At 70.9% G+C, this 19,671-nt stretch carries 21 protein-coding genes; 8 read left to right on the top strand and 13 right to left on the bottom strand.

Features of this window, described 5'->3' with window-relative positions; translation table 11 throughout:
* Nucleotides 1–61 precede the first annotated feature (61 nt).
* Nucleotides 62–613 carry an NADPH-dependent FMN reductase gene (gene ssuE / locus Cco03nite_RS03180; RefSeq protein ID WP_203688394.1) on the bottom strand — a complete coding sequence of 184 codons (552 nt, stop codon included), beginning with the start codon at nt 611–613 and terminating at the stop codon, nt 62–64.
* Nucleotides 614–856: 243 nt separating this feature from the next.
* Between ssuE and Cco03nite_RS03175 the strand changes: the two genes are divergently transcribed.
* Both Cco03nite_RS03175 and Cco03nite_RS03170 read left to right on the top strand, forming a co-directional pair.
* Complete coding sequence (locus Cco03nite_RS03175; RefSeq protein WP_203688393.1) at nt 857–2,011, top strand: LLM class flavin-dependent oxidoreductase; 1,155 nt, start codon at nt 857–859, stop codon at nt 2,009–2,011.
* A gap of 10 nt (nt 2,012–2,021) precedes the next feature.
* Complete coding sequence (locus tag Cco03nite_RS03170; RefSeq protein WP_203688392.1) at nt 2,022–2,774, top strand: hypothetical protein; 753 nt, start codon at nt 2,022–2,024, stop codon at nt 2,772–2,774.
* An 18-nt stretch (nt 2,775–2,792) separates the two neighbouring features.
* On the opposite strand, the gene Cco03nite_RS03165 is transcribed toward Cco03nite_RS03170, so the two are convergent.
* Nucleotides 2,793–3,392: a hypothetical protein gene (locus Cco03nite_RS03165; protein WP_203688391.1), complete on the bottom strand. Its 600-nt coding sequence runs from the start codon at nt 3,390–3,392 to the stop codon at nt 2,793–2,795.
* A 119-nt stretch (nt 3,393–3,511) separates the two neighbouring features.
* Between Cco03nite_RS03165 and Cco03nite_RS03160 the strand changes: the two genes are divergently transcribed.
* Nucleotides 3,512–4,111, top strand: coding sequence for a HEAT repeat domain-containing protein (locus Cco03nite_RS03160; RefSeq protein ID WP_203688390.1), 600 nt, complete (start codon nt 3,512–3,514; stop codon nt 4,109–4,111).
* A 15-nt stretch (nt 4,112–4,126) separates the two neighbouring features.
* On the opposite strand, the gene Cco03nite_RS03155 is transcribed toward Cco03nite_RS03160, so the two are convergent.
* Nucleotides 4,127–5,314 carry a branched-chain amino acid ABC transporter substrate-binding protein gene (locus Cco03nite_RS03155; protein WP_203688389.1) on the bottom strand — a complete coding sequence of 396 codons (1,188 nt, stop codon included), beginning with the start codon at nt 5,312–5,314 and terminating at the stop codon, nt 4,127–4,129.
* A gap of 158 nt (nt 5,315–5,472) precedes the next feature.
* Between Cco03nite_RS03155 and Cco03nite_RS03150 the strand changes: the two genes are divergently transcribed.
* Nucleotides 5,473–5,892 (top strand): MmcQ/YjbR family DNA-binding protein, encoded by a 420-nt coding sequence (locus Cco03nite_RS03150; RefSeq protein ID WP_203688388.1) that lies wholly within the window; start codon nt 5,473–5,475, stop codon nt 5,890–5,892.
* A gap of 80 nt (nt 5,893–5,972) precedes the next feature.
* On the opposite strand, the gene Cco03nite_RS03145 is transcribed toward Cco03nite_RS03150, so the two are convergent.
* From Cco03nite_RS03145 to Cco03nite_RS03125, 5 genes are all read right to left on the bottom strand, one after another.
* Nucleotides 5,973–6,989 (bottom strand): hypothetical protein, encoded by a 1,017-nt coding sequence (locus Cco03nite_RS03145; RefSeq protein ID WP_203688387.1) that lies wholly within the window; start codon nt 6,987–6,989, stop codon nt 5,973–5,975.
* A gap of 99 nt (nt 6,990–7,088) precedes the next feature.
* The gene (locus Cco03nite_RS03140; protein ID WP_203688386.1) at nt 7,089–7,583 is read right to left on the bottom strand and encodes an allene oxide cyclase barrel-like domain-containing protein; all 495 of its coding nucleotides are present in this window, start codon (nt 7,581–7,583) and stop codon (nt 7,089–7,091) included.
* Between the two features lie 192 nt (nt 7,584–7,775).
* Nucleotides 7,776–8,204, bottom strand: coding sequence for a hypothetical protein (locus Cco03nite_RS03135; protein ID WP_203688385.1), 429 nt, complete (start codon nt 8,202–8,204; stop codon nt 7,776–7,778).
* A 105-nt stretch (nt 8,205–8,309) separates the two neighbouring features.
* Entirely contained in the window at nt 8,310–9,143 is an 834-nt protein-coding gene (locus Cco03nite_RS03130; RefSeq protein WP_203688384.1) for an SDR family oxidoreductase, read from the bottom strand.
* A gap of 46 nt (nt 9,144–9,189) precedes the next feature.
* A complete protein-coding gene (locus tag Cco03nite_RS03125; protein ID WP_203688383.1) occupies nt 9,190–9,801 on the bottom strand; it encodes an HXXEE domain-containing protein in 612 nt (203 codons plus the stop codon).
* A 122-nt stretch (nt 9,802–9,923) separates the two neighbouring features.
* Between Cco03nite_RS03125 and Cco03nite_RS03120 the strand changes: the two genes are divergently transcribed.
* Entirely contained in the window at nt 9,924–10,655 is a 732-nt protein-coding gene (locus Cco03nite_RS03120; protein WP_203688382.1) for a hypothetical protein, read from the top strand.
* On the opposite strand, the gene Cco03nite_RS03115 is transcribed toward Cco03nite_RS03120, so the two are convergent.
* Together Cco03nite_RS03115 and Cco03nite_RS03110 are read right to left on the bottom strand one after the other, a co-directional pair.
* The gene (locus tag Cco03nite_RS03115) at nt 10,636–13,371 is read right to left on the bottom strand and encodes an AAA family ATPase (protein ID WP_203688381.1); all 2,736 of its coding nucleotides are present in this window, start codon (nt 13,369–13,371) and stop codon (nt 10,636–10,638) included. The two genes, Cco03nite_RS03120 and Cco03nite_RS03115, sit on opposite strands and share 20 nt — an antisense overlap.
* A 90-nt stretch (nt 13,372–13,461) precedes the next feature.
* On the bottom strand, nt 13,462–14,388 hold the full coding sequence (locus Cco03nite_RS03110) for an alpha/beta hydrolase (RefSeq protein ID WP_203688380.1): 927 nt from the start codon (nt 14,386–14,388) through the stop codon (nt 13,462–13,464).
* Between the two features lie 63 nt (nt 14,389–14,451).
* Between Cco03nite_RS03110 and Cco03nite_RS03105 the strand changes: the two genes are divergently transcribed.
* A complete protein-coding gene (locus Cco03nite_RS03105) occupies nt 14,452–15,162 on the top strand; it encodes a TetR family transcriptional regulator (protein WP_203688379.1) in 711 nt (236 codons plus the stop codon).
* A 52-nt stretch (nt 15,163–15,214) separates the two neighbouring features.
* On the opposite strand, the gene Cco03nite_RS03100 is transcribed toward Cco03nite_RS03105, so the two are convergent.
* Entirely contained in the window at nt 15,215–16,126 is a 912-nt protein-coding gene (locus tag Cco03nite_RS03100; RefSeq protein ID WP_239167069.1) for a sigma-70 family RNA polymerase sigma factor, read from the bottom strand.
* A gap of 31 nt (nt 16,127–16,157) precedes the next feature.
* Nucleotides 16,158–16,562 (bottom strand): VOC family protein, encoded by a 405-nt coding sequence (locus tag Cco03nite_RS03095; protein WP_203688378.1) that lies wholly within the window; start codon nt 16,560–16,562, stop codon nt 16,158–16,160.
* A gap of 168 nt (nt 16,563–16,730) precedes the next feature.
* On the opposite strand from Cco03nite_RS03095, the gene Cco03nite_RS03090 reads away from it, so the two are divergent.
* Entirely contained in the window at nt 16,731–18,002 is a 1,272-nt protein-coding gene (locus Cco03nite_RS03090) for a HEAT repeat domain-containing protein (protein ID WP_203688377.1), read from the top strand.
* A gap of 200 nt (nt 18,003–18,202) precedes the next feature.
* Nucleotides 18,203–18,751 carry a hypothetical protein gene (locus Cco03nite_RS03085; RefSeq protein WP_203688376.1) on the top strand — a complete coding sequence of 183 codons (549 nt, stop codon included), beginning with the start codon at nt 18,203–18,205 and terminating at the stop codon, nt 18,749–18,751.
* 64 nt (nt 18,752–18,815) lie between these two features.
* Here the strand turns inward: Cco03nite_RS03085 and Cco03nite_RS03080 are convergent, their stop codons facing one another.
* On the bottom strand, nt 18,816–19,646 hold the full coding sequence (locus Cco03nite_RS03080) for an alpha/beta fold hydrolase (protein WP_203688375.1): 831 nt from the start codon (nt 19,644–19,646) through the stop codon (nt 18,816–18,818).
* Between the last annotated feature and the right edge of the window lie 25 nt (nt 19,647–19,671).

The following is a 19,671-nucleotide window of genomic DNA, read 5'->3' as shown; positions in this document are numbered from 1 at the left end:
GCCCCTCCACCATGGCATGTGGCCTTCGCCGCGGCGAGGCATTACCGCGGCGGGGTGACGTTCATGCGGCCTGCAGGGAGCGCACGGCCAGCGCGTCGGTGAAACCGGTGACGACCGCGTCCAGGAACGCCTGTCCGGTCGCGTCGAGCAGCACGCCCCCGCCGTCGGTGTCGACGATGGTCTTGTCGTGAATGAAACAGCCGGCCACGATGTGCGTCGCGCCCATGCTCGACAGCACCGGCCGCAGCGCGTAATCGATGGCCAGCACGTGCGCCGGGGTGCCGCCGGTGGCCAGCGGCAGGACCACCTTTCCCGCCAGCGCGTACTGCGGCAGCAGGTCCAGCAGCGACTTGAGGATGCCGCTGTAGGCGGCCTTGTACACGGGTGTCGCGACGATGACGCCGTCGGCGGCCGCGATCGCCGAGGCGACCGCCAGGATCGCCGGGTGGCGCACGTCCGCGCCGGCTAGCGCCTCGGCGGGCACGTCCCGCACCGCGAGGTGGCTCACCTCGTACGCGCCGGAGCCGGGCAGATTGTCGGTGACGTGCCGCAGCACGCGCGCGGTCTTCGAGGTGGGCGACGGCGATCCGGAGATCGCGAGGATCGAGGGCATGGGTTCCTCCTCAGCCGGCCGGCGTGTCCAGCTGGCGACGAGTAGGGCGCGGACTCCGCTTCATGGCTAGGGACCGTAGGAGCGTCGTGGCGGGACGGTCCAGAGATCTGTGGCCCAGATCACATAGTTATTCGATATATCCCATAGAGTTAATATGAATTATTCGTTCGATGGATTGTGCCTGCCCACCTGCACATGTCAACATCCGATCACGACCCGCCCGGAACAGCACGGAGACCGCACATGAGCCTCACCTTCCACTGGTTCCTGCCCACCTACGGCGACAGCCGGTTCATCGTCGGCGGCGGCCACGGCCTGCCCGCGGGCGTGGCCGGCGGCGCACGCCCGGCGACCCTGGCCTACCTCGGCCAGATCGCCCGCACCGCCGAGCAGCTGGGCTTCGCCGGCGCGCTCACCCCGACCGGCGGCTGGTGCGAGGACGCCTGGCTGACCACGGCCATGCTCACCGAGGTCACCGAGCGGCTCAAGTTCCTCGTCGCGTTCCGCCCCGGCCTGCTGTCACCGACCCTGGCCGCGCAGATGGCCGCCACCTTCCAGCGCCACTCCGGCGGCAGGCTCCTGCTCAACGTCGTCGTCGGCGGCGAGAGCCACGAGCAGCGCGCGTACGGCGACTGGCTCGACAAGGACGCCCGCTACGCCCGCGCCGACGAGTTCCTGCACGTCGCACGCTCGCTGTGGCGCGGCGGCAGCGTCGACTTCACCGGCGAGCACCACCGCATCGAAGGCGCGACCCTCCCCCGGCTGCCCGACCCGGTGCCGCCCGTCTACTTCGGCGGCTCCTCGAAGGCCGCCGGCCCCGTCGCCGCCAGACACGCCGACGTGTACCTCACCTGGGGCGAACCCCCCGCCCAGGTCGCCGGCAAGCTCGACTGGATCCGCAAACTCGCCGCCGACGAGGGCCGCGAGCTGCGCTACGGCATCCGGCTGCACGTCATCGCCCGCGACACCGCCGACGAAGCCTGGGCCCAGGCCCGCAAACTGCTCGACGGCATCAGCGACGACGACATCGCCGCCGTGCAGGCCGGGCTGGCCCGCAGCGAATCCGAAGGGCAGAAGCGCATGCTCGCCCTGCACGGCGGCAAGCGCGACGACCTGCAGATCGCGCCGAACCTGTGGGCCGGCGTCGGCCTGGTCCGCGGCGGCGCGGGCACCGCCCTCGTCGGCAGCCACACCGAGATCGCCGACCGCATCGCCGAGTACGCCGACCTCGGCATCAGCGAATTCATCCTCTCCGGACACCCGCACGTCGAAGAGGCGTACTGGTTCGGCGAGGGCGTGCTGCCGATCCTGCGCGACCGCGGCCTGTGGACGCACCCGGCCGGCGACCCGGCCCGCGAACTGCCGAAGATCCCCTTCGCCGCCGCCCAGTCCCGATAGGGGTGCCCCCATGACCGGATCGACGAACCAGCTGACCAGTGACTGTGTTGCCCACCGCTGTCCGCCGGTGCCGTCGACGGGCCCGCTCGGCCGGCTGATCCCCCATGCCGCGCGGCCCGACCGCTGGTGCTGGGGCCCTGACCAGGGATTCCATCCCCGGTCGGCCCCGCACCAGCGGGTCCAGCTGACCCCTGCCGCCGGGCTGCTGACCCGAGGGCAGACCATCGGCGTACGGCAGGCCGTCGCGCTCGGCGCCGCCGGAGCCCACGCCGACCTCGCCCACGCGTTCAGCGAGCTCGACGCGTGGGTGCCGTTCCCCGACGCCGACGTGTTCGCCCGGCTCGGCTGGGCCGCCCGGCGCCTCCACGAAGCGGACGACGACACCCGGCGCGACGTCGTGGTGCGGGCGCTGCGCGCCGTCGACGAGGAACTGCTGCCCACCTCGTGGCGGCGGCCGCTGGCCATCGCGGCCGCCGGCGCGCAGGTGTCGTCGGCCGAGCAGGCGTGGCTGCGCAGCGCATGCGACGCGGCATACCGGCGGCTGACCCGCTTCGAGACCGGCTGGCCCCAGCCGCCCGCCGACCGGCAGGCCTGGTGGGACTACGCCGCCGCCCGCACCTGCACCGCGCTGCGCGACGGGGACTGGGTCGCCGCCGCCCGCGCGGTCACCGACCTGTACGGCCTCACCAGCCCGGACCCGCACCAGGCTGCGGCCTGGCTGGACGCGATCGCCGAGTCTGCGTCCGTACGGCTGCCGAGCTGACAGCGCCGCCACGACCCGCTACAGCACGAGGCCCGGCAGCGGGTCACCAGCCGCCAAGCCGTGGTAGCCCAGGTAGTTGTGGGACCAGGACAGCTGCGTGAACGTCGGCGTGCCGTTCGCCATCACCAGCCAGTCCCGCTCCTCCTCCACGTCCAGCAGGCACACCGCCGCGCCCGACCGGATCGCCAGGTCGGCGAACCAGCCGCGGATCGCGGCCGAGTCGCGGAACAGCACACTCATCCGCGTCGTCGCCGCAGTGAAGGAGAAGGCCAGGTGACCCCGCTTGCACCAGTCGGCAGCCGACAACCCCGCGTAGATCAGGCCGACGTGGCCGTCGGCCCGCGGGCTGTCGGCAAGGTAGTCGGCGACCATGTCGTCCACGGGAAAGCGCAACGACAGGTCGAGCCAGAAGTCGGGGTGCCGCCGCGGCGAGTCGTCGACCACCAGGGTCCGGCCCGACACGTAACCGCTGGTGCACGGGAGGTCGATCCGCTCACCGCCGACCAGCACCGTCGTCGTCTCCCCCAGACCGTCGCGCGAGGCTGCGGCGACGTGGCGCAGCAGGTCCGCCGCTCGCTCCGGCGGCACCACGACGACGTACGCGAAATCCAGCCCCATGTCCGATCACCTCGGCCGCGACGATAGCGGAGGCGCAGAGCCGCAGACCGCGAATATCAGATGCCGTCCCGTGTCACCGGACCCGGTGCGGCCGACAAGATCAATGGCATCATGAGCCGATGGATGATGGTCTCGACGCCGTGATCGCCAGGGTTCTCGACTGGGAGCCGGGGGCCGACGAAGCCCTGATCGCTGCCGGGCCCACCGGCGCGAAACGTGTCTTCGACCTCTACTACGGCAGGGCCAGGGCGAACCTGGTCACGAAAGCCACCGGCCGGGAGCTGGTCGACTGCTGGTCGGCCGCCCTGCACATCGCCGCCTCGGTCGCGCCAGAGGAGTTCCTCGCCCAGCTGCCGAGCCGCGTCGGCACCACGGAGATCCTGATCCTCGGCGACGTCGACGACCCCCGCGCTACGCAGATCCTCTGCGAGCAGGCTCGGCACAAGGACTTCCTGCACCGCGTCAACGCCGTCAGGGCACTGGCCAAGCACAGCGGCCCGGCGAGCCGGGAGGCGGTCGAGCAGGCGCTCGCCGATAAGAATCTCGTGGTACGCAGTGCGGCGATCCGCTGTGTCGCCGACGCGGATCCCGGCCGAGGCACAACCTTGTACGAGGCGTTCCTGGAAGAGCCGCGCCTCACCCCACTCCTGCGGCAGGAGGCGCGGTGGGCGTTGTCCTACCTGCGGGAAGGCCGCCCTATACCGCTCCACCCGTGGTGAGGCCGTCCTGCGTGGCTAGCCGGCCAGCACGAACACTCCGTTGTGGGCCTGCAGCAGCAGGAAGGTCGGGTTCACCTGCGTACCGTCCGGTTGGAATTCGGCCGGTCCGGACAGGAGCCGGATGTCGCCCGGCTCGGTGTCGGCGATCGCCTTCCGGACGGCCTCCCGGTCCAGGGTGCCGGCGCGGCCGATCGCGTTGATCGCGAGCCGGGCGGCGTCGTACGCCTGCATGGTGAACGGTCCCGGCTCCTTGTGGTAGGCCGCGCGATACTTCGCGGCCCACTCCGCCGCCTGCGGCATGAACTTGGCCACGGGCAGCGAAAGGCCGTAGAGCCCCTCCGCCTCGGCCGGGGTGATCTGATTGAGCAGGGCCGGGTCCGTTCCCGCGTCAGCGAGCAGGATCTTGCCGGTGTAGTGAGCGGCGCGCAGGTCCCGGATCAGCTTGGCGGCCTCGGCGTAGTAGCCGGTGTAGAAGACCATGTCCGCCCGCTGCTGCAGCACGGTGGCGACGACCCTGGGATAGCTCGTCGCGCCCTGGCTGACCCGCTGTCGCCCGGTGAACGTCGTCCCGTTGTCGTTCTCCCTGACGAACATGCTCGTCTCCGCCGCCAGGGTGTCGGAGAAGCTCGTCCCGTCATCCACGACGGCCACGCGCCGGACGCCGAGCTTGCCCATGACCTCGACAGCCCGTTTCGCCTCCAGCCTGGTGGTTCCGGCGAGCAGGAAGACGCTGTCGTACCCCGGCGCGAGCAGATCCGTGGAGTTGGCGGCCGGAATGATCATCGGTATTCCCGCCGCCTCGAAGATCTTGAGGCTCGGTACGGCTGCCACGCTGCACCCACCGCCCACCGAGACCGTGATGTCCTCGCCGACGAGCTGGTTGGCGCCGACCACCGCCGCAGCCGGGTCGCACGCGTCATCGCCGAAGACGATCTCCACCTGGCGTCCCAGCACTCCGCCCGCCTCGTTGGCCTCCTTGATCGCCATGCGGTAGGCGTCGGCCATCGGCTGGCCGGTAGGGGCGAAGTACCCGCTCAGCGGGAGCAGGGCGCCAAGCCGCACGGACGGCGGTTCATCTTTTTCGTCTGATTTTCCGCAGCCCACGAGGGCACCCGTCGCCACGGTGAGCACAACACCCGCGGCCAGCAATCGCCGGCCCGCGCGACCGAGCACCCCCGAAAATTTCATGGCTGCAATTATCACGATTAATCCTCAAATCAGCCACCTTCCCAGCCGGAACGCCCGCATCACGGGATCGAACCGTGCCCGCAGCCGCCCATGATCGACCTGGCCCGGCATCTCCGGCTCGCGACGAGCGGGACCGGCGCGCGAAGATCGCCGGCAACCGTTACTGTCAGCCCATGTCCGGCCCTGGAGACGTGCCACCGGAGATCCTGGACCGGCTGCGACCGATCTGCCGCCGGTTGCCCGACGCGTACGAGGAACCGGCCTGGATCGGCGTCCGCTGGCGGATCCGCACCCGGACGATCGCCCACGTCTACACGCCGGACCCGGAACGGTTCCCGGTCTACGCCGAGCACCTGATCGCCGGCGAGGCGCCGACCGTGCTGACGTTTCGCGTACCCGTCGACGACCTGCTCAGCCTGACCATCCGCGGCTTCCCGTTCTTCCGCGCCCCGTGGGGCCCCAATGTCGCGGCCGCCGTCCTCGGCGACCACACCGACTGGACCGAGGTCGCCGAACTGATCACCGACAGCTACTGCGAGATGGCCCCGAAGTTCCTCGTCGCCCAGGTCGCTCTTCCTCCTGCGAGCAGCTGATCCGCAGCGCGGACGAGGCAACCGGCACCTGTCACGTCTGAACCGGGACCCGACCGTCGCCGCACCACGCCGCCTCGGTCTCAGCCGTCTGATCGGGGTCCGGTCCCATCCCGTTCCCCCTCGGGGCGGGGCCGGGACACGATGATCTGGGCGATGCCGATGACGAGGACGGCGATGGTCAGCAGGCGTTCGCCGTCGGGCAGCGGCCGGAAGTAGCCGTAGATCTGGGTGGCGACGGCGAACAGCGAGGCCCCCAGCGGCAGCGCGATCGCGGGCCAACCGGTGATCTCCCGCGAGGGTCGGGTCGTCGACGGCAGCTGGGTGGCGCCGACCGCGAACGCGAGTGCGCCCGCGCTCCAGAGGAAGTCGTAGGGTGCGTTGTGGGCCATGACGTCGGCCGCGTTGAGGCTGTAGGCGGCGTCGGCGACGGTCAGGCAGACCAGCCCGGCCCCCACCCACGGCCAGCTGCCCACCAGTCGCCAGGACATCAGCGGCAGGGTGCCGAGCAGCGCGCCGACCAGCAGCACGTCGCCGAGCGGGTAGGCCACGGTGACGATCTTGCCCAGCGGATCGATCGGTGCGTTCTCCACCACGGGTCCGATGAGCAGCAGCACGCCCGGGGTCGCCACGATGAGGACAAGGACGAAGCCGTCGAGCCACCGGTGCCAGGGGACGTCGAACACCCTGGCCCGGACCATGAACACGAGGCCCGCCATGAACAGCGGATACGTGCTCAGGTAGAGCAGGTCGGTGGGGTTCGGGGAGGGCACGTCATCGCTGACGGAATACATGACACGCTCGGTGATGACGGCGAGGGCGAACAGCAGCAGCGCCGCGGCGAAGCACCACCACGCCGCCCGGGCCGGGCCGGCGGATCTGCGACGCGCGCCCCAGGCACACATCACGCTCGAGATCAGGATGAGCCCCGCGCTGAGCCAGTCGTCGGCGACCGGCAGCTGCGACGGCTGGTCGCCGCGGGAGAGTTCCCGGACGCCCTCCACGACCAGCCCGATCACCAGCACCACGACGAGGCCCCACCACAGGCCCGTCCCGCCGTTTCGCTCGCGGAGCCGCACGGACCAGCGCTTGTGCGTCACAGATCCGCCCTTCGAGCCCTGAAGTCGACCTTAACCTCGATTCGAGTGGAACAGCATTAAATGACTGGTATGTGCCGCATCTGACGTCGAGGCCGGCGCTCAACGAGTGACGTGGAAGGTGAGGTGCCGTTCCGTTTCTCCGGCGGGGACTGTGTGGACGTAGCCATGGGCGGTGCCGTACGCGCCGCTGCCGCCGTTGATCGGGATGTCGATCGAGGGACCCGCCGGCAGATGCAGCAGCGCCTGGGCGTTGATCTGCCCGTCGGGCAGGGAGAACGTGCCCACGCACTGCAGGGCGTCCGGGGCGAGGTGGACGTATGTGCAGACGACGCTGTGGTCGCCGATCTTCTTGCCGTCGCGGTACACGTCCTCGAAGACGGTGCGCTCGTCACCGAGGCTGAGCCCCTTCTTGCCATGGTCGATGGCTTCGGCCTGGGTCTGTTTGGCGATCAGTTGAAAGATCTCTGTGTCATGCCGCGTATCGGACGCGTCGGTCCCGGCGAAGGCGGCAACCGAGGCCAGCGAGCCCACAGCGAGCAGGCCGACGGCCAGGCCTGCGGCCGCGCTCAGTCGACGAACATTATTCTTGATCATGGTGGGCCTTTCGTTGTCCCCGTCATATCTGATCTTGATCGGGCCGCCCGAGCATGGTCCGGAGCTTCCGCCCGCTCATTACGAGCATATGCACATATTTTCGGGAACGACAAATGTGCGCTGACGTTTGGGCAGCTCAACCGGCTTGTCGTGGTGGCCGGGTGGCGGCTGAATCCGCCACCCGGGCTGGCGTCACGGTCGGGCGGCGGTCGCGCCCGTGGCCTCGGCGAGGATGCCCTTCACCTTGTCCGCAAGGTCGCCGGCGGGCACCAGGCCGTCGCGGGTCATGACCCGAAGGATCTCGTCGATCGCGTTCCTCGTGCCGGGCTGCACCCCGTAGTTCTCCTTCAACCACTCCTTGAACTTCGGACGTGACTTCCGCTTGCGGAACGAGTCCAGCACCGTCCGCCACCCGGCGAAGTCCGGATACACGGCCCGGACAGCGGTCTCGTTGAGATACGCCGTTATGTCGGGACGATCCAGACCGATCGCCTGGTATTTGCGTCCGCGCTGGCGGCATCTCCTCGAGAGTGCCTGGAGCATGTCCTCCTCGTCGCTCTTCATGCGCCCGGCGTGGACCCGTTGGATCTTCGCGTTGTCGACCAGCACAAGAATCGGCACGTCGACGTACCGGTCCAGGAAGTCACAGATGGCGGCCCGCGCCGACGGCGAGCTGCGCGAACAGCGGGTCGAGGGCGAGGAGCGCGTCGGCTCCGGCCAGCCGGGTCATGAGGTGCTCCGTTCAGACAGGCCGAGTGCCCGCAGGCGAAGGGCGTCGAGGGTGTACTGGGGAACGATCCGGCCGAGGGTGCTCATCAGCCGTGACTTCCTGCCGACCGGATAGCGGGAGCGGGGTCGGCGAGCCGTCAGCGCGTGCAGGACGGCTCGGGCGACCACGTCGGGGCTGGAGCCCGCGCGCTCCTCCCTGAGGCCGGCCCTCGTCATGGTCCGGTAGGCGGCGCCGTAGAGTCGGCGGCCATCGGGCCCGATCGATTCCAGCCGGGGCGCGACTTCGTCTTCGAGCTTGTCCACGGCGTCGCTGTGGATCGAGCCGGGTTCGATGAGCACCGCGCGGATCCCCCATGGTTTGACCTCCATGCGCAGCGCGTCGTTGAGCGAGCGGATGGCGTGCTTGGAGGAGCACAGCGGGCCGCCGAAGGGCAGGGTGATCCAGCTGCCCACGGAGCCGACGGTGACGACCCGCCCCTGCGAGGCGCGCAGCATCGGCAGCATGGCCTGCGTGACGGCCACCTGGCCGAAGACGTTGACCTCGTACTGCCGGCGCAGCGCGTCCAGCGGTATGAACTCGACCGGCCCGGTGACCCCGATGCCGGCGTTGTTGACCAGGGCGTCGAGTCGCCCGACGCGCTCGGCCGCGGTGGCGATCTGTCCGGCATCGGTGACGTCAAGCTTGATCGGGGTGACCGAGCGGCCCAGCGCTTCGGCGTCGGCGTCCTTGCGGACACCGGCGAAGACGGTGAAGCCCTCCCGGGCCAGCAGCAGTACGGTGGCGCGGCCGATTCCGGTGGACGCGCCGGTCACCAGGACGGTTTTCGGCATGCGGGATCCTTACGTCGACGGGTGGGGTGGCGTTCGGCGCGACCGATCAGGCAGCCGGACGAGCCACCGCTGAGCCGGGCTGCTCCGCGGCCCTGAGCTCGCGGTTCTCGCGGATCAGGAAGTAGATGAGCAGGGCGCTCACGACGAGGTGCCCGCCGGCGGTGTACAGGCCGGGGAAGTAGCCGCCCTTGATGACCGGGAAGACGAAGTGCGCGACCCCGTTGAGCAGGCCGGCGCCGAGGGCGTACCACCAGAGGAAGAAGTTCGCGACGCGGATCTGGTAGAGCGCGCCGGCCCCGGCGAAGAAGTAGAGCGCGCCGAACCCGAAGACGAAGACGAGCAGGAACTCGTTCTCCGGCCAGTCACGCGGGGAGTCGAACAGCTCGACGATCTCGTGGGGGAAGCCGCCGGTGTACTCCTCGGCCATGTGGATGAGCTGGAAGCCCACCGCCAGCAGGTAGACGGCGATGACCCGGCGCGAGCGCACGGGGCGGGCGTAGCTGAAGGCGATCCAGCCGGACCAGGCCAGGACGCCGGCGGCGGCGAGGACGACGGCCCCCTGCAGCGGCACGGTGAGCAGTGCCCAGGTGGCGAAGGCGGCGGCCAGGACGGCCATGACGATGGCGGAGTAGGGCTCCGGTCGGTTGACTGCGCTCATGACCTCGGACCCTATGAAGGTCGTGATTGCGTTCGCCTCTGTCGGATGACTGATGTGTGCTGCGTTCGATTCAGTCATCCGACAGAGGCGGGGCGGATCGCTGCGCCGTTAGCGTCTGCGCCATGAAGCTGATCCGCGACGAACTGGCCGTCAAGGCCCGCCTGCTGCCCCCGACCGACGACGGCTTTCTCATGCTCGCCGCCGAAGCCGGGCGGTGGCGCGGCTACTTCCCGTCCGCGCACACGTCCCTGGCCGTACGCCTGCACGAGGCCGCCGCCGAACTCGACGCCCGGGAGGTCACCGTGTTCCGGGCGATCCTGCGTGCGCCCGGCGAGGGCGCCGAGCTGCTGACCGCCCGCGGTCTACAGCCGGCGCGCTTCGACGTCGTCGTGCTGGTGCGCACCGCCACGGTCGACGACGCGCTGGCACTGCGCGACAGCGCCGCCTACCGGCAGCTGGCGCACACGGCGCGCGCCGGGTCTCGGCGTCTGCACGAGGTCGTCGCGGGCAACGCCGCCCGGCTCGGCGACGTCGACCACGGCCCGGACCACGCGTTCCTGTTCAACTACTTCTACGCCGAAGATCGGGACACGCTGCTGAAGGTCTGGGAGTACACCGCGGGCTGGTTCCAGGCGAAGACGTCGTTGCCGAATTCGGCGCTGATGCGTCCCCTGGACGGCGAACCCGCCGATTTCGGCATCATCAACCACGGGAGCTGGCCGACGGTGCCGACGTTCCTGCCGAGCCTGCTGTTCCGGCCGAGTTTCCGCAGCTTCGTGCTGGCGAACTTCAAGGCCAACGGGATCGCGGCGCAGCCGATCATCTACCGCCGGCTCACGCGCCCGGCCGGCTGAGCGGCACCAGCCGGGACAGTTCGGCGCGGGACGTGACGCCCAGCTTCGGGAACGCCTTGTAGAGATGAGAGGCGACAGTCCGCGGACTGAGGAACAGCTGCCCGCCGATCTCGCGATTGGAAGCCCCGGCCGCCGCCAGGCGCACCACCTGGAGTTCCTGCGGCGTCAGCTCGGCCAGCAGGTCGTCGGCGCCGCCGCGGTCGGGCAGCGAGACGCCGGTGGCGCGCAGCTCCGCCGCCGCCCGCGCCGACCACACGGCCGCGTCGAGGGCGTCGAAGGCTTCGTGTGCGGCCTCGAGCTGTGCCCGGGCTGCGGTGCGGCGGTGCTGACGGCGCAGCCATTCCCCGTACAGCAGGCGGGTCCGTGCCTCGTCGAACGGCTGGCCGGCACGGCTGTGCAGGTCCAGGGCTTGCCGGTAGAGGGCGTCGGCCTCGTCGTCGGCGGCCAGCAGCGCGCGGGCGCGGTGCAGCACGGCGCCCGGCCCGTCCTGGCCGATGGCGTTCGCCCACTGGGCGTAACGGCTCAGCAGCGGCATCGCACGGTCGGGCTCGCCGGCGCGCACAGCCGCCTCGACGTAGTCGGGCCACGCATACCGCCAGACGAACGCGTGCCGCGAGGGCCCTGCCGCCGCATGATCCAGCCGTTCGAGAACGGCCTCGTACCTGCCCGCACCGAGGTCGAGCAGCACGCGCGCGTACTCGGCCCAGCAGCCGCCGGGCATCCACGCCCGGCGTTCGGCGTCGCGCAGCGCGTCCGCCCCCGACGCCAGGCACTCGGCCTCCGCTCCTGCGGCCGCGGCCAGCCACGCCTGGACGCCGGCGAGATAGCCGGACCACATGGGTTGCCCGACGTCGGCGGCCAGGGCGGCGGCCTGCGCCGCGGTGGCGCGTGCGCTGCGGTGCCGGCCACCGAGGAGTTCGGCGATGGCGCGGACCGTCAGAGTCTGGGGCAGGCGGCCGAGCCGTCCCTCGGTGCGGCACTCCTCGACCATCGCCTCGGCATAGGCGGACATGCGGTGGAAGTCGGCGCGGACGATGGCGTGCTGGACGGCGATCATGCGCTGCTCAGCCGGCATGGAGGTGATGTCGTCCGGCAGCTCCGGCAGGCCGTGGGCGGTCACCGCGTCGCCTTCGAGTATCCGCCGGAAGGCGCTGTTGACGGTGCGCAGCGCGGCGGCATGCCCGTCGCCCGGCGGGCTCAGCTCCTCGGTGCGGCGCGCCAGGGCGAGCTGGTCGGGATGCCGCGCACTCGACCAGGCGAGGTAGCCGGCGACGCTGAGCAGCGACAGCACGATCGGCAGGTCGGTGACCTTCGCCGCCGGCTCGTGCAGCAGCCGCACTGCTGCCAGCGGCCGCCCGGCCTCGGCCTCCAGCTTGGCCCGGACCATCGCGAGCTCGGCCAGGACGGCGGGCGCCAGCGGCACGGACCGCCGCCGGGCCTCGCCGACCAGTTGACCGGCCCGCCGCCACAGTCCCGCTTCGACAGCCGCCGACGCCGCGGCGATCCAGCGGCGCGCGGCTTCGGCAGGGTCGGCGGACAGTTCGGCCGCGCGGGCGTACGCCGCCGACACGGCCGCCTGCCCACCGCGCCGCTGCGCGCGCAGCGCCAGGTTCTCCAGCCGGCCGGCCACGGCATCGTCGGGGCACGGGGTGACGGCCGCGAGATGCCAGGCGCGCCGGTCGTCGTCGACCGCCGCGGCCAGGGCCCGGTGCGCGGCCATCCGGGCAGCCACATCAGCGGCCAGCACCACCGCGGTACGCACCAGCGGGTGCCGGAACGCCACGCTCGACACACCGACGCGGACCAGTCCCGCCCGTTCGGCGGCCGCGAAGTCGTCGAGGCAAGCGCCGAGCTGTTCCAGCGCGGTGGACAGGACGCCCAGCTCGCTGCGGTCGTCGAGGGCGGCCACGAGCAGGCAGACCCGGGTGGCGTCGGGCAGCGCCTCGACTCGGTCGCGGAACCCGGTGAAGACCCGGTCGAGAACCGGCGTCGCGGTGCCGATCGAGAACGCCAGCGGCGCGTGGCCGCCCAGGCGCTGCTCGGCGGTGAGCATCGAGGGCAGCTCCACCAGCGCCAGCGGATTGCCCTGCGCTTCCGCGACGAGCTGGTCGCGCACGGCCGGTGGCAGGTCCCCGGCGTGATCGGCGACGACCCGTCCGGCCGCGTCGGGTTCCAGCCGTCCCAGCCGCAGCTCCGGCAGGCCGCGGCCGGAGAAGTCCGCCTCGGACTCGCGCGTGGCGAACACCATGGCCACCCGTTCGGCGTCGAGCCGCCGGGCGGCGAACAGCAGCGCGTCGGCCGACTCGCCGTCCAGCCAGTGCGCGTCGTCGATCAGGCACACCAGCGGCGTGGTCGCCGACAGCTCGACGAGCAGGCTGAGCGTCGCCAGTCCGACCAGGAACCGGTCCCCGCGGTTGGTGCCGTCCACCCCGAGCGCGCCCAGCAGGGCATCCGACTGCTGCGGTGGCAGTGCCGCGACCCGGTCGAGTGCGGGACGCAGCAGTACGTGCAGGGCCGCGAACGGCAGGTCGGCCTCGGACTGGACGCCGGCCACCCGCAGTACGCGCGCCTGCGTGTTCGCCGCCGCATGCTCCAGCAGCGCCGACTTGCCGATGCCGGCCTCGCCCCGGATGACCAGGGCCCGGGAACGGCCGCCCGCCACGTCACGCCGCAACCCTGCGAGCATCTCCTGCTCAGCCTCTCGGCCGTGAAGCATTGTCTCTCCTCGGGACGCTCGTCTGTCCGGGTGGAGTATCGCTTGTGGATGTTCGCACCCGCGTGACGGCTGCGGTGACTCTCAGGAAGGTCAGGCGTGTCCGGGATGCCGGTGCTCCTGCTCGGCCGGGGCGAGCACGTCGTGCAGAAAAGCGATCTGGTCCGCGGCGACGGCCTGCCGGGTCCGCGCGTCGGTGTAGAAGGAGAAGTGGGTGCCCGGATACAGCTTCAGGGTGCCCCGCGGCGCGCGGTCGGCGAGCCGGCGGCCCAGCTCCACGGGCGTCTCCGCGTCGTCGGTCGCGAGGCACACCAGTAGCGGCACCGTCAGCCGCGCGGCCGCCGGCGCCGGGTGGTAGCGCATCATCTGCAGGATGCCGCGGGGCGCTACCAGGTTGCGCCAGCCGGTGTCCCCGCCGGAGAGCGCGTTGATGTGGTCTTCCGCCTCGGCCGCGTTGGTGATCGCCAGCTCACCCGGCGCGGCGACGAGCGGGATGTAGCGCGCGGACAGACCGAGCCTGCCCCGCAGCGCGTCCCCGACGATGGCCGCGAGCAGGCGCAGCGTCTGCGCCGTCGACCGTCCTTCGACGCGGCGCGGGAAGCCGTTGAACGGGATCTGCGCCACGACGGCTGCGATCTGCGGATCGTCGGCCGCGACGGTGACGGCATGGGCACCGCCGAGCGAGTTCCCCCACAGGACGATGCGGCCGGCGGCGATGCCCTCGGCGGCACGGGCCCAGGCCACCGCTGCCTTGATGTCGGCCCGCTGCCGGTCGAGGTCGACGATCTGACGGGGTTCGCCTTCGCTGCGTCCGAAGCTTCCGTAGTCGAACACCAGCGCCGCCAGCCCGGCACCGGCGTACGCCTCGGCCCAGGGGAACAGCCGGTCCATCGTGCTGCCGAAGCCCGCGCACATCACGACGCACGGCACGGGATGCGGGCTGTCCGGCCGGTGAAGACGCCCGGAGCGCAGGCCACGATCACTCGCGAAAGACACGTCGAGCCTCGTAAACTTACCCATGGTCGGGATGGTAACAACATTTACTTACCAAAGGTAGGTAGCAGCGTGACGAGACAGCGGATCATGGCCGTGGCGGCGACGCTCTTCGCCGAACGCGGTTACCGGGCGACGTCGATGCAGGAGATCGCCGACCGCGTAGGCATCACGAAGGCCGCGCTCTACTACCACTTCGCCGCCAAGGAAGACCTGCTCCGCGAGCTGACCGCCCCGGTACTCGACGAACTCGAGCAGGCCCTGAGCGCCGTCGAGACCGCCGACGACCCGGAAACCGTGCGCTGGCGTGCGATCGAGGCCTTCCTCGACGTGCACCTGCGGCACCGGGACACGCTGCTCATGCTCGTCCGGGACATGACCCTGCTCGTGCAGGAACCGGTCGCCGACCGCTTCAAGGCCGCGATCGCGCTGACCAACACGCTGGTGAGCGGACCGCGACCAGGTCTGGCCGAACGCGTACGCGCGGCGCAGGTCGTCGCCGGGCTCGCCGATCCAGTGGTGATCTTCCACGAGGTGCCACCGGCGCGATTGCGCAAGCTGATCCTCGAAGGCGCGCGCACCCTCCTGGCGGCCGACGGCCCCATCGGCGACCACGCCTCGGAACCGGTCGCGGCACAGCGTTCGCACCACCGGGCGGGCGGGCGTCCGGCGGCACTGACCGAAGAGGATGCCGCCGAGATCCGCCGCCTGCGGGAAACCGGCGGCCTGGGGGTCGACGAGCTGGCGCAGCGGTTCGGCGTCTCCCGGGCCACGGTCTATCGCAGTATCAAAACTCATTGAGGTTTTGATACTGCGATAGGTTTTGAGAAAGCCGCCGAAACGGCGGTTCGACTCACACAGGCGCCGGCAGATGCATCGAGGCGAGCCGCGCGGGATCGGCCACGATCGCGATGGCGGTGATCCGGCCGTCGTCGACCGTGAACGAGATGATCGAGAGCGGAGTTCCGTCCGCACGCCATGCGACGTACCCGGGGCGGCCGTTCACCAGCACCGCGCGCTGACGTACGACCGTACCGGCGACCGTCCGCGCGCCGGCCGCGACCCTGGTGGCGCCGATGGTGACGACCACCTCACCCGGAATGTCGACGGTCAGCCTCACGTCCGGGTCGAGCACCCGCAGCAGCGCCTCGAAATCGCCGCCCGCGACCGCCGCCCGGAAGGCATCGGCGACCTGCCGCTGCTCCCGCGCGACGGTCCTCGGACGCTCGGCCGCCTGCACCTTCCGCCGAGCACGGCTGGCGATCATCTTCGTCGCGTCGGCCGACTTGCCGAGGATCTGGCCGATCTCGGTGAACGGCACTGCGAACAGATCGTGCAGCACGAACGCCAGCCGCTCGCCGGGCCCGAGCGAGTCCAGGACGACCAGCAGCGCGAGCCCCACCGAGTCGGCGAGCGCCACGATCTCCGCCGGCTCGCCGCCGTCGTCGGCCGTCACCACGAGCTCGGGCAGGCCGTCCCCGAAGGCCGCCTCGGGGCGGGTCCGGCGGGACCGCAGGACATCCAGGCTGATCCTGCCGACCACCGTGGTCAGCCAGCCCGCCAGGTTGTCGATGGTGGTGTCCTGGCGGGCGAGCCGCACCCAGGCCTCCTGGACCACGTCCTCGGCGTCGGCGTACGAGCCGAGCACGCGGTAGGCGACCGCGCTCAACCGGTCGCGCTGGGCCTCGAACGCCTCGGCCAGCAGTTCCGCCGAGCGGGTGTCAGTCATGCGGTGGCTTCCTCTATTTGCTCGCTGGTGGATCATGACGGCCTGATCGTCGCACGGCTGACGGCGGTCAGCCGTCGGCACCGTCCCGGCGGCGCTGGCGCAGCGCGATCTGGTTGCCGTCCGGGTCGACCGCCTCGATGCGTACGCCGAACGGGTAGTCCTCCGGTTCGGGCCGGTCGAACGTCACGCCCCGCTCGCGAAACACCGCGACGTCCTTCCTGAGATCGTCCGACTCGAGGAAGAGCGACCCCAGGCCGCCGTCCGGCCGCTCGCCGACCTGCTGCCCGCCTGCCTCCCCGGGCGACCAGAGGATGATCTCCACGGGGCTGTCGCCGACACCCACGGTCAGGAAACGTCCCTCCGGACCCGGAAAGTCGACGCGCTTCTGCAGGCCGAGCCCCTCGGTGTAGAACTTCAGAGCGCGGTCCTGATCGGTGACGTGCACCGTCACGTACATGATGTTCGTCAGCATCCTGGTCTCCTGTCCCGTTGCTGCGGCCGGGGTGTTCTCGGCCGTCGCGCATATGACGGGAGCGGGTGCCGGAAGGTAACAAGAGCACGAGCCGCCGGATGTCTGGTCGGCGACGTGGCGCTGCGACTTGGGACGGCGGTATTCGCCGCCGCGGTGCAGGATTACCGGATGGACCAGGTGCTGATCGATGCGATCCGAGCCGGTGACCTCGCGACCGTCCGCAGCCGGCTGTCCGCCATGCCGCAGCACGATCTGTGGCAGGACGCCGGTCGGGTAGTGGCCGGTGAGGTCGTTCGCTCAGGCGGCCCGGGGTTCGCGCAGCTGCTCTACGAGGGTGGCGAGATCGTGCCGTCCGGGCCCTGGGCCGGCACCGACCCGGTGCTGTGGGCGGCCGAGCACGGAGCCAGCGAACTGCTGGAACACCTGCTGTCGCGTTACCCGGCACCGGAGCAGACGCTGTCGCGGGCGCTGGACGCGGCGCGTACCTGGCTCGACGTCGACCCGGAAGCCGAACTGCGCCGCAGGTTCGTGACGGCGGACGACGGTGCCGTATCGGTGCTCCGTGACCACGTCTGCACCGGCGAGTATTCGCCGCGGGCGTTGCGGATCCGGCTGGTCGCCGCCGACGGTCGGCGGGCGGAGGTGCTCGTGGGGCACCGGGCCGTCGTCACCGTTCTCGAGCAGGCGTTGGGCCGTGCCGTGTCACGGGAAGACCTACTGAGTCGTGCTCTGTGGTCAGCAGACCCGGAGTCGTGCGATTGGTCGGCGTCCCGGCAGGCGCTGATGCGCCTTCCGGCCGAGAAGACCGCGCGGTGGGCAGTCGGCCACCTGGACGATCAGGGGGTGGCGGCGCGCCGGTTCGTCGCCGAGCTGTTGCACTACTCGACCTTCGCTGGAGAGATCGCCGACGAACCATATGCCGCGGTGGTGCTGGAGGCGCTCCGGTCGCGGATGGCGGCGGAGTCCGACACCGAGGCGCTGTGCAGCGTGCTCGGCGCTTATGCGGGCTTCAGCGAGATCGGTGCGATCATGCACGAGTTCCTGCCGTTCGTCACGGATCACCGGCCCGAGGTGCGTGGCCGGGTGGCGTGCGAGCTGCTCAACGGTGTCGGTGGTCCCGCCGACGACCCGCCGCAGCCGATCCTGGACACGCTCCTGGTTCTCGCCTGCGATCCGGATCCGGAGGTCCGCGCGGCGGCGACGTCGAACTTCCTCCGCCCCGGGATCGACACGCCCGCCCTGCGCGAGGTACTCAACGTCCGGATGCGTGACGACGAACGGCAGATGCGCGTCAACGCGGCCACCTGCCTTGCCATACGCGGCGATGAGAATGCACTCGCGCTGCTGCGCGGGATGGGAGACGAGGACGGCTATCTGTCGCACGCGTGGGTTCAGCTCGACTACGCTGAGCGGGCGCTCAGCCGCGGGCATCAGACCTGACCCAGCTCCCGCCATGTTCAGCGCGGGTTGCGGCACAGGGCATGGACCGACGAAGTCGCAGCCAGGTCGGCGTACACGCAGGCTTGCGCCGGAATGATCTCACGGAGCATCCGCAATGGAATCCCGCTCTGCCTGCCGTGATCGTCACACTGATGGACTCGCGTCTGGCATACGCTGCTCGCGTTCGCCATCATTGATGCATGACGATCACCGATGGGCTGCTGTGGCAAGCCACCGACCAGGGTCGGAACTGGCTTCTCTGGGCCCGGCGGGCCGGGATCACCGCGGCGATCGGAGCCCTGGGCGTGCTGGTGGCGACGTGCGGCCGCGAGCGCCTGTTCGGCTTACTCATCGCCGGCGGCGCCGCGCTGGTCCTTGTCATCGGTGCCGTCTACCTGCTCTGGGACCGCACGAGGTTCGTCGAGGTCCGGCTGTCCGAGGGAGCCGCTCCGACGCTCGACATCCGCATGGTCACCCGCCGGATGGTGCAGGTCGCTCCCGACGATGTCGTCCGGGTCGAGCTGATCTGCACGTACTGGCCCGCCGACCCGGACTACCCCACCTACGTCCGTACCAGCGACGCCGTGCTGCTACTGAAACTGCGCGGCAAGGGTGGCAGCTACCGCAGCCGGGCCCGCAGCACGTCCTCCGAGGAAGCGGAAGAGATCCGCGACGAATGGCAGCGGCGGATCCCCCAGGCGAAGGTGACCATCGAGGTGCGGTTCCGGACGCCGGGCACCGGCGACTGACCGGTCCGCGGGCCCGCGGCGGCTCGTGCGCCGCGGGCCCGGCGGCCGGCGAAGCGGTCCCCGGTCAGCCCTGCTGGTCGAGGAACGCGAGGGTGGTCGCCGCGAACAGCGGCGAGTCGACGATGTTGTAGTGGGTCAGGCCGGGCAGGATCGCCAGTGCGTGGCCGCCCTTGGGCCGGCCGTCGCCCATCCAGCCGCCGTCGCGCTGCCCGCCGTCGAGCAGGCTGAAGATCTCGACGAAGTGGCTCGGCGGGGCCATGTCGGCGTCGGCGGCGACGATCAGCGTCGGCACCTGCAGGCCGCGTACCTCCTCGGTGTAGTCGAAGTCGTGCTGCATCGCCTCCCCGATCTTGTCGAGCAGCCGCGGGAAGTCCTGCGGGCGCGGTGCGACGCGCTGGTACAGCTCGTACATCGGGGTGTCCTTCATGAACTCGGCGGCGGCCGCGTTCACCTGGCCCTGCTGTCCGAGCATGTCGGGGTAGATCGCGCTGCGGCGGATGTTCGCCGAGGCGGAGACCACGCGGCCGACCTTGTCCGGGTGCCGGATCGCGGTCAGCAGGGCGACCCCGCCGCCGAGGGAGAAGCCGACGAGGTCCGGGCGGTCGAGCCCGAGGTGGTCGATGAGCGCGGCGATGTCGTCGGCCATCAGCGGCACGTCGAGGGGGCGGTCGATGTCCGCGGTGCGGCCGTGACCCTGCAGGTCGACGGCGATCACCTGGTGGTGGTCGGCGAGCGCGGGCAGGATCGGCCCGAACATCTCCCCCGAGCCGAGCCCGCCGTGCAGCAGGATCATCGGCCGCCCGGAGCCGTGCGTCTCGTAGTAGAGGTTGATGCCGTTCACCTCGGCGTACCGGCCGGTGCCCGTCGCGTCGCCGGCCCGTTCGGTGGTGGTCATGGTGCTCTCCTCGTGTCTCACTGAT

This window comes from Catellatospora coxensis (assembly GCF_016862635.1).
GTDB classification, from domain to species: domain Bacteria; phylum Actinomycetota; class Actinomycetes; order Mycobacteriales; family Micromonosporaceae; genus Catellatospora; species Catellatospora coxensis.
Note: the sequence above shows the minus strand (reverse complement) of the source record. Positions and strands in the feature narration are given on the sequence as shown.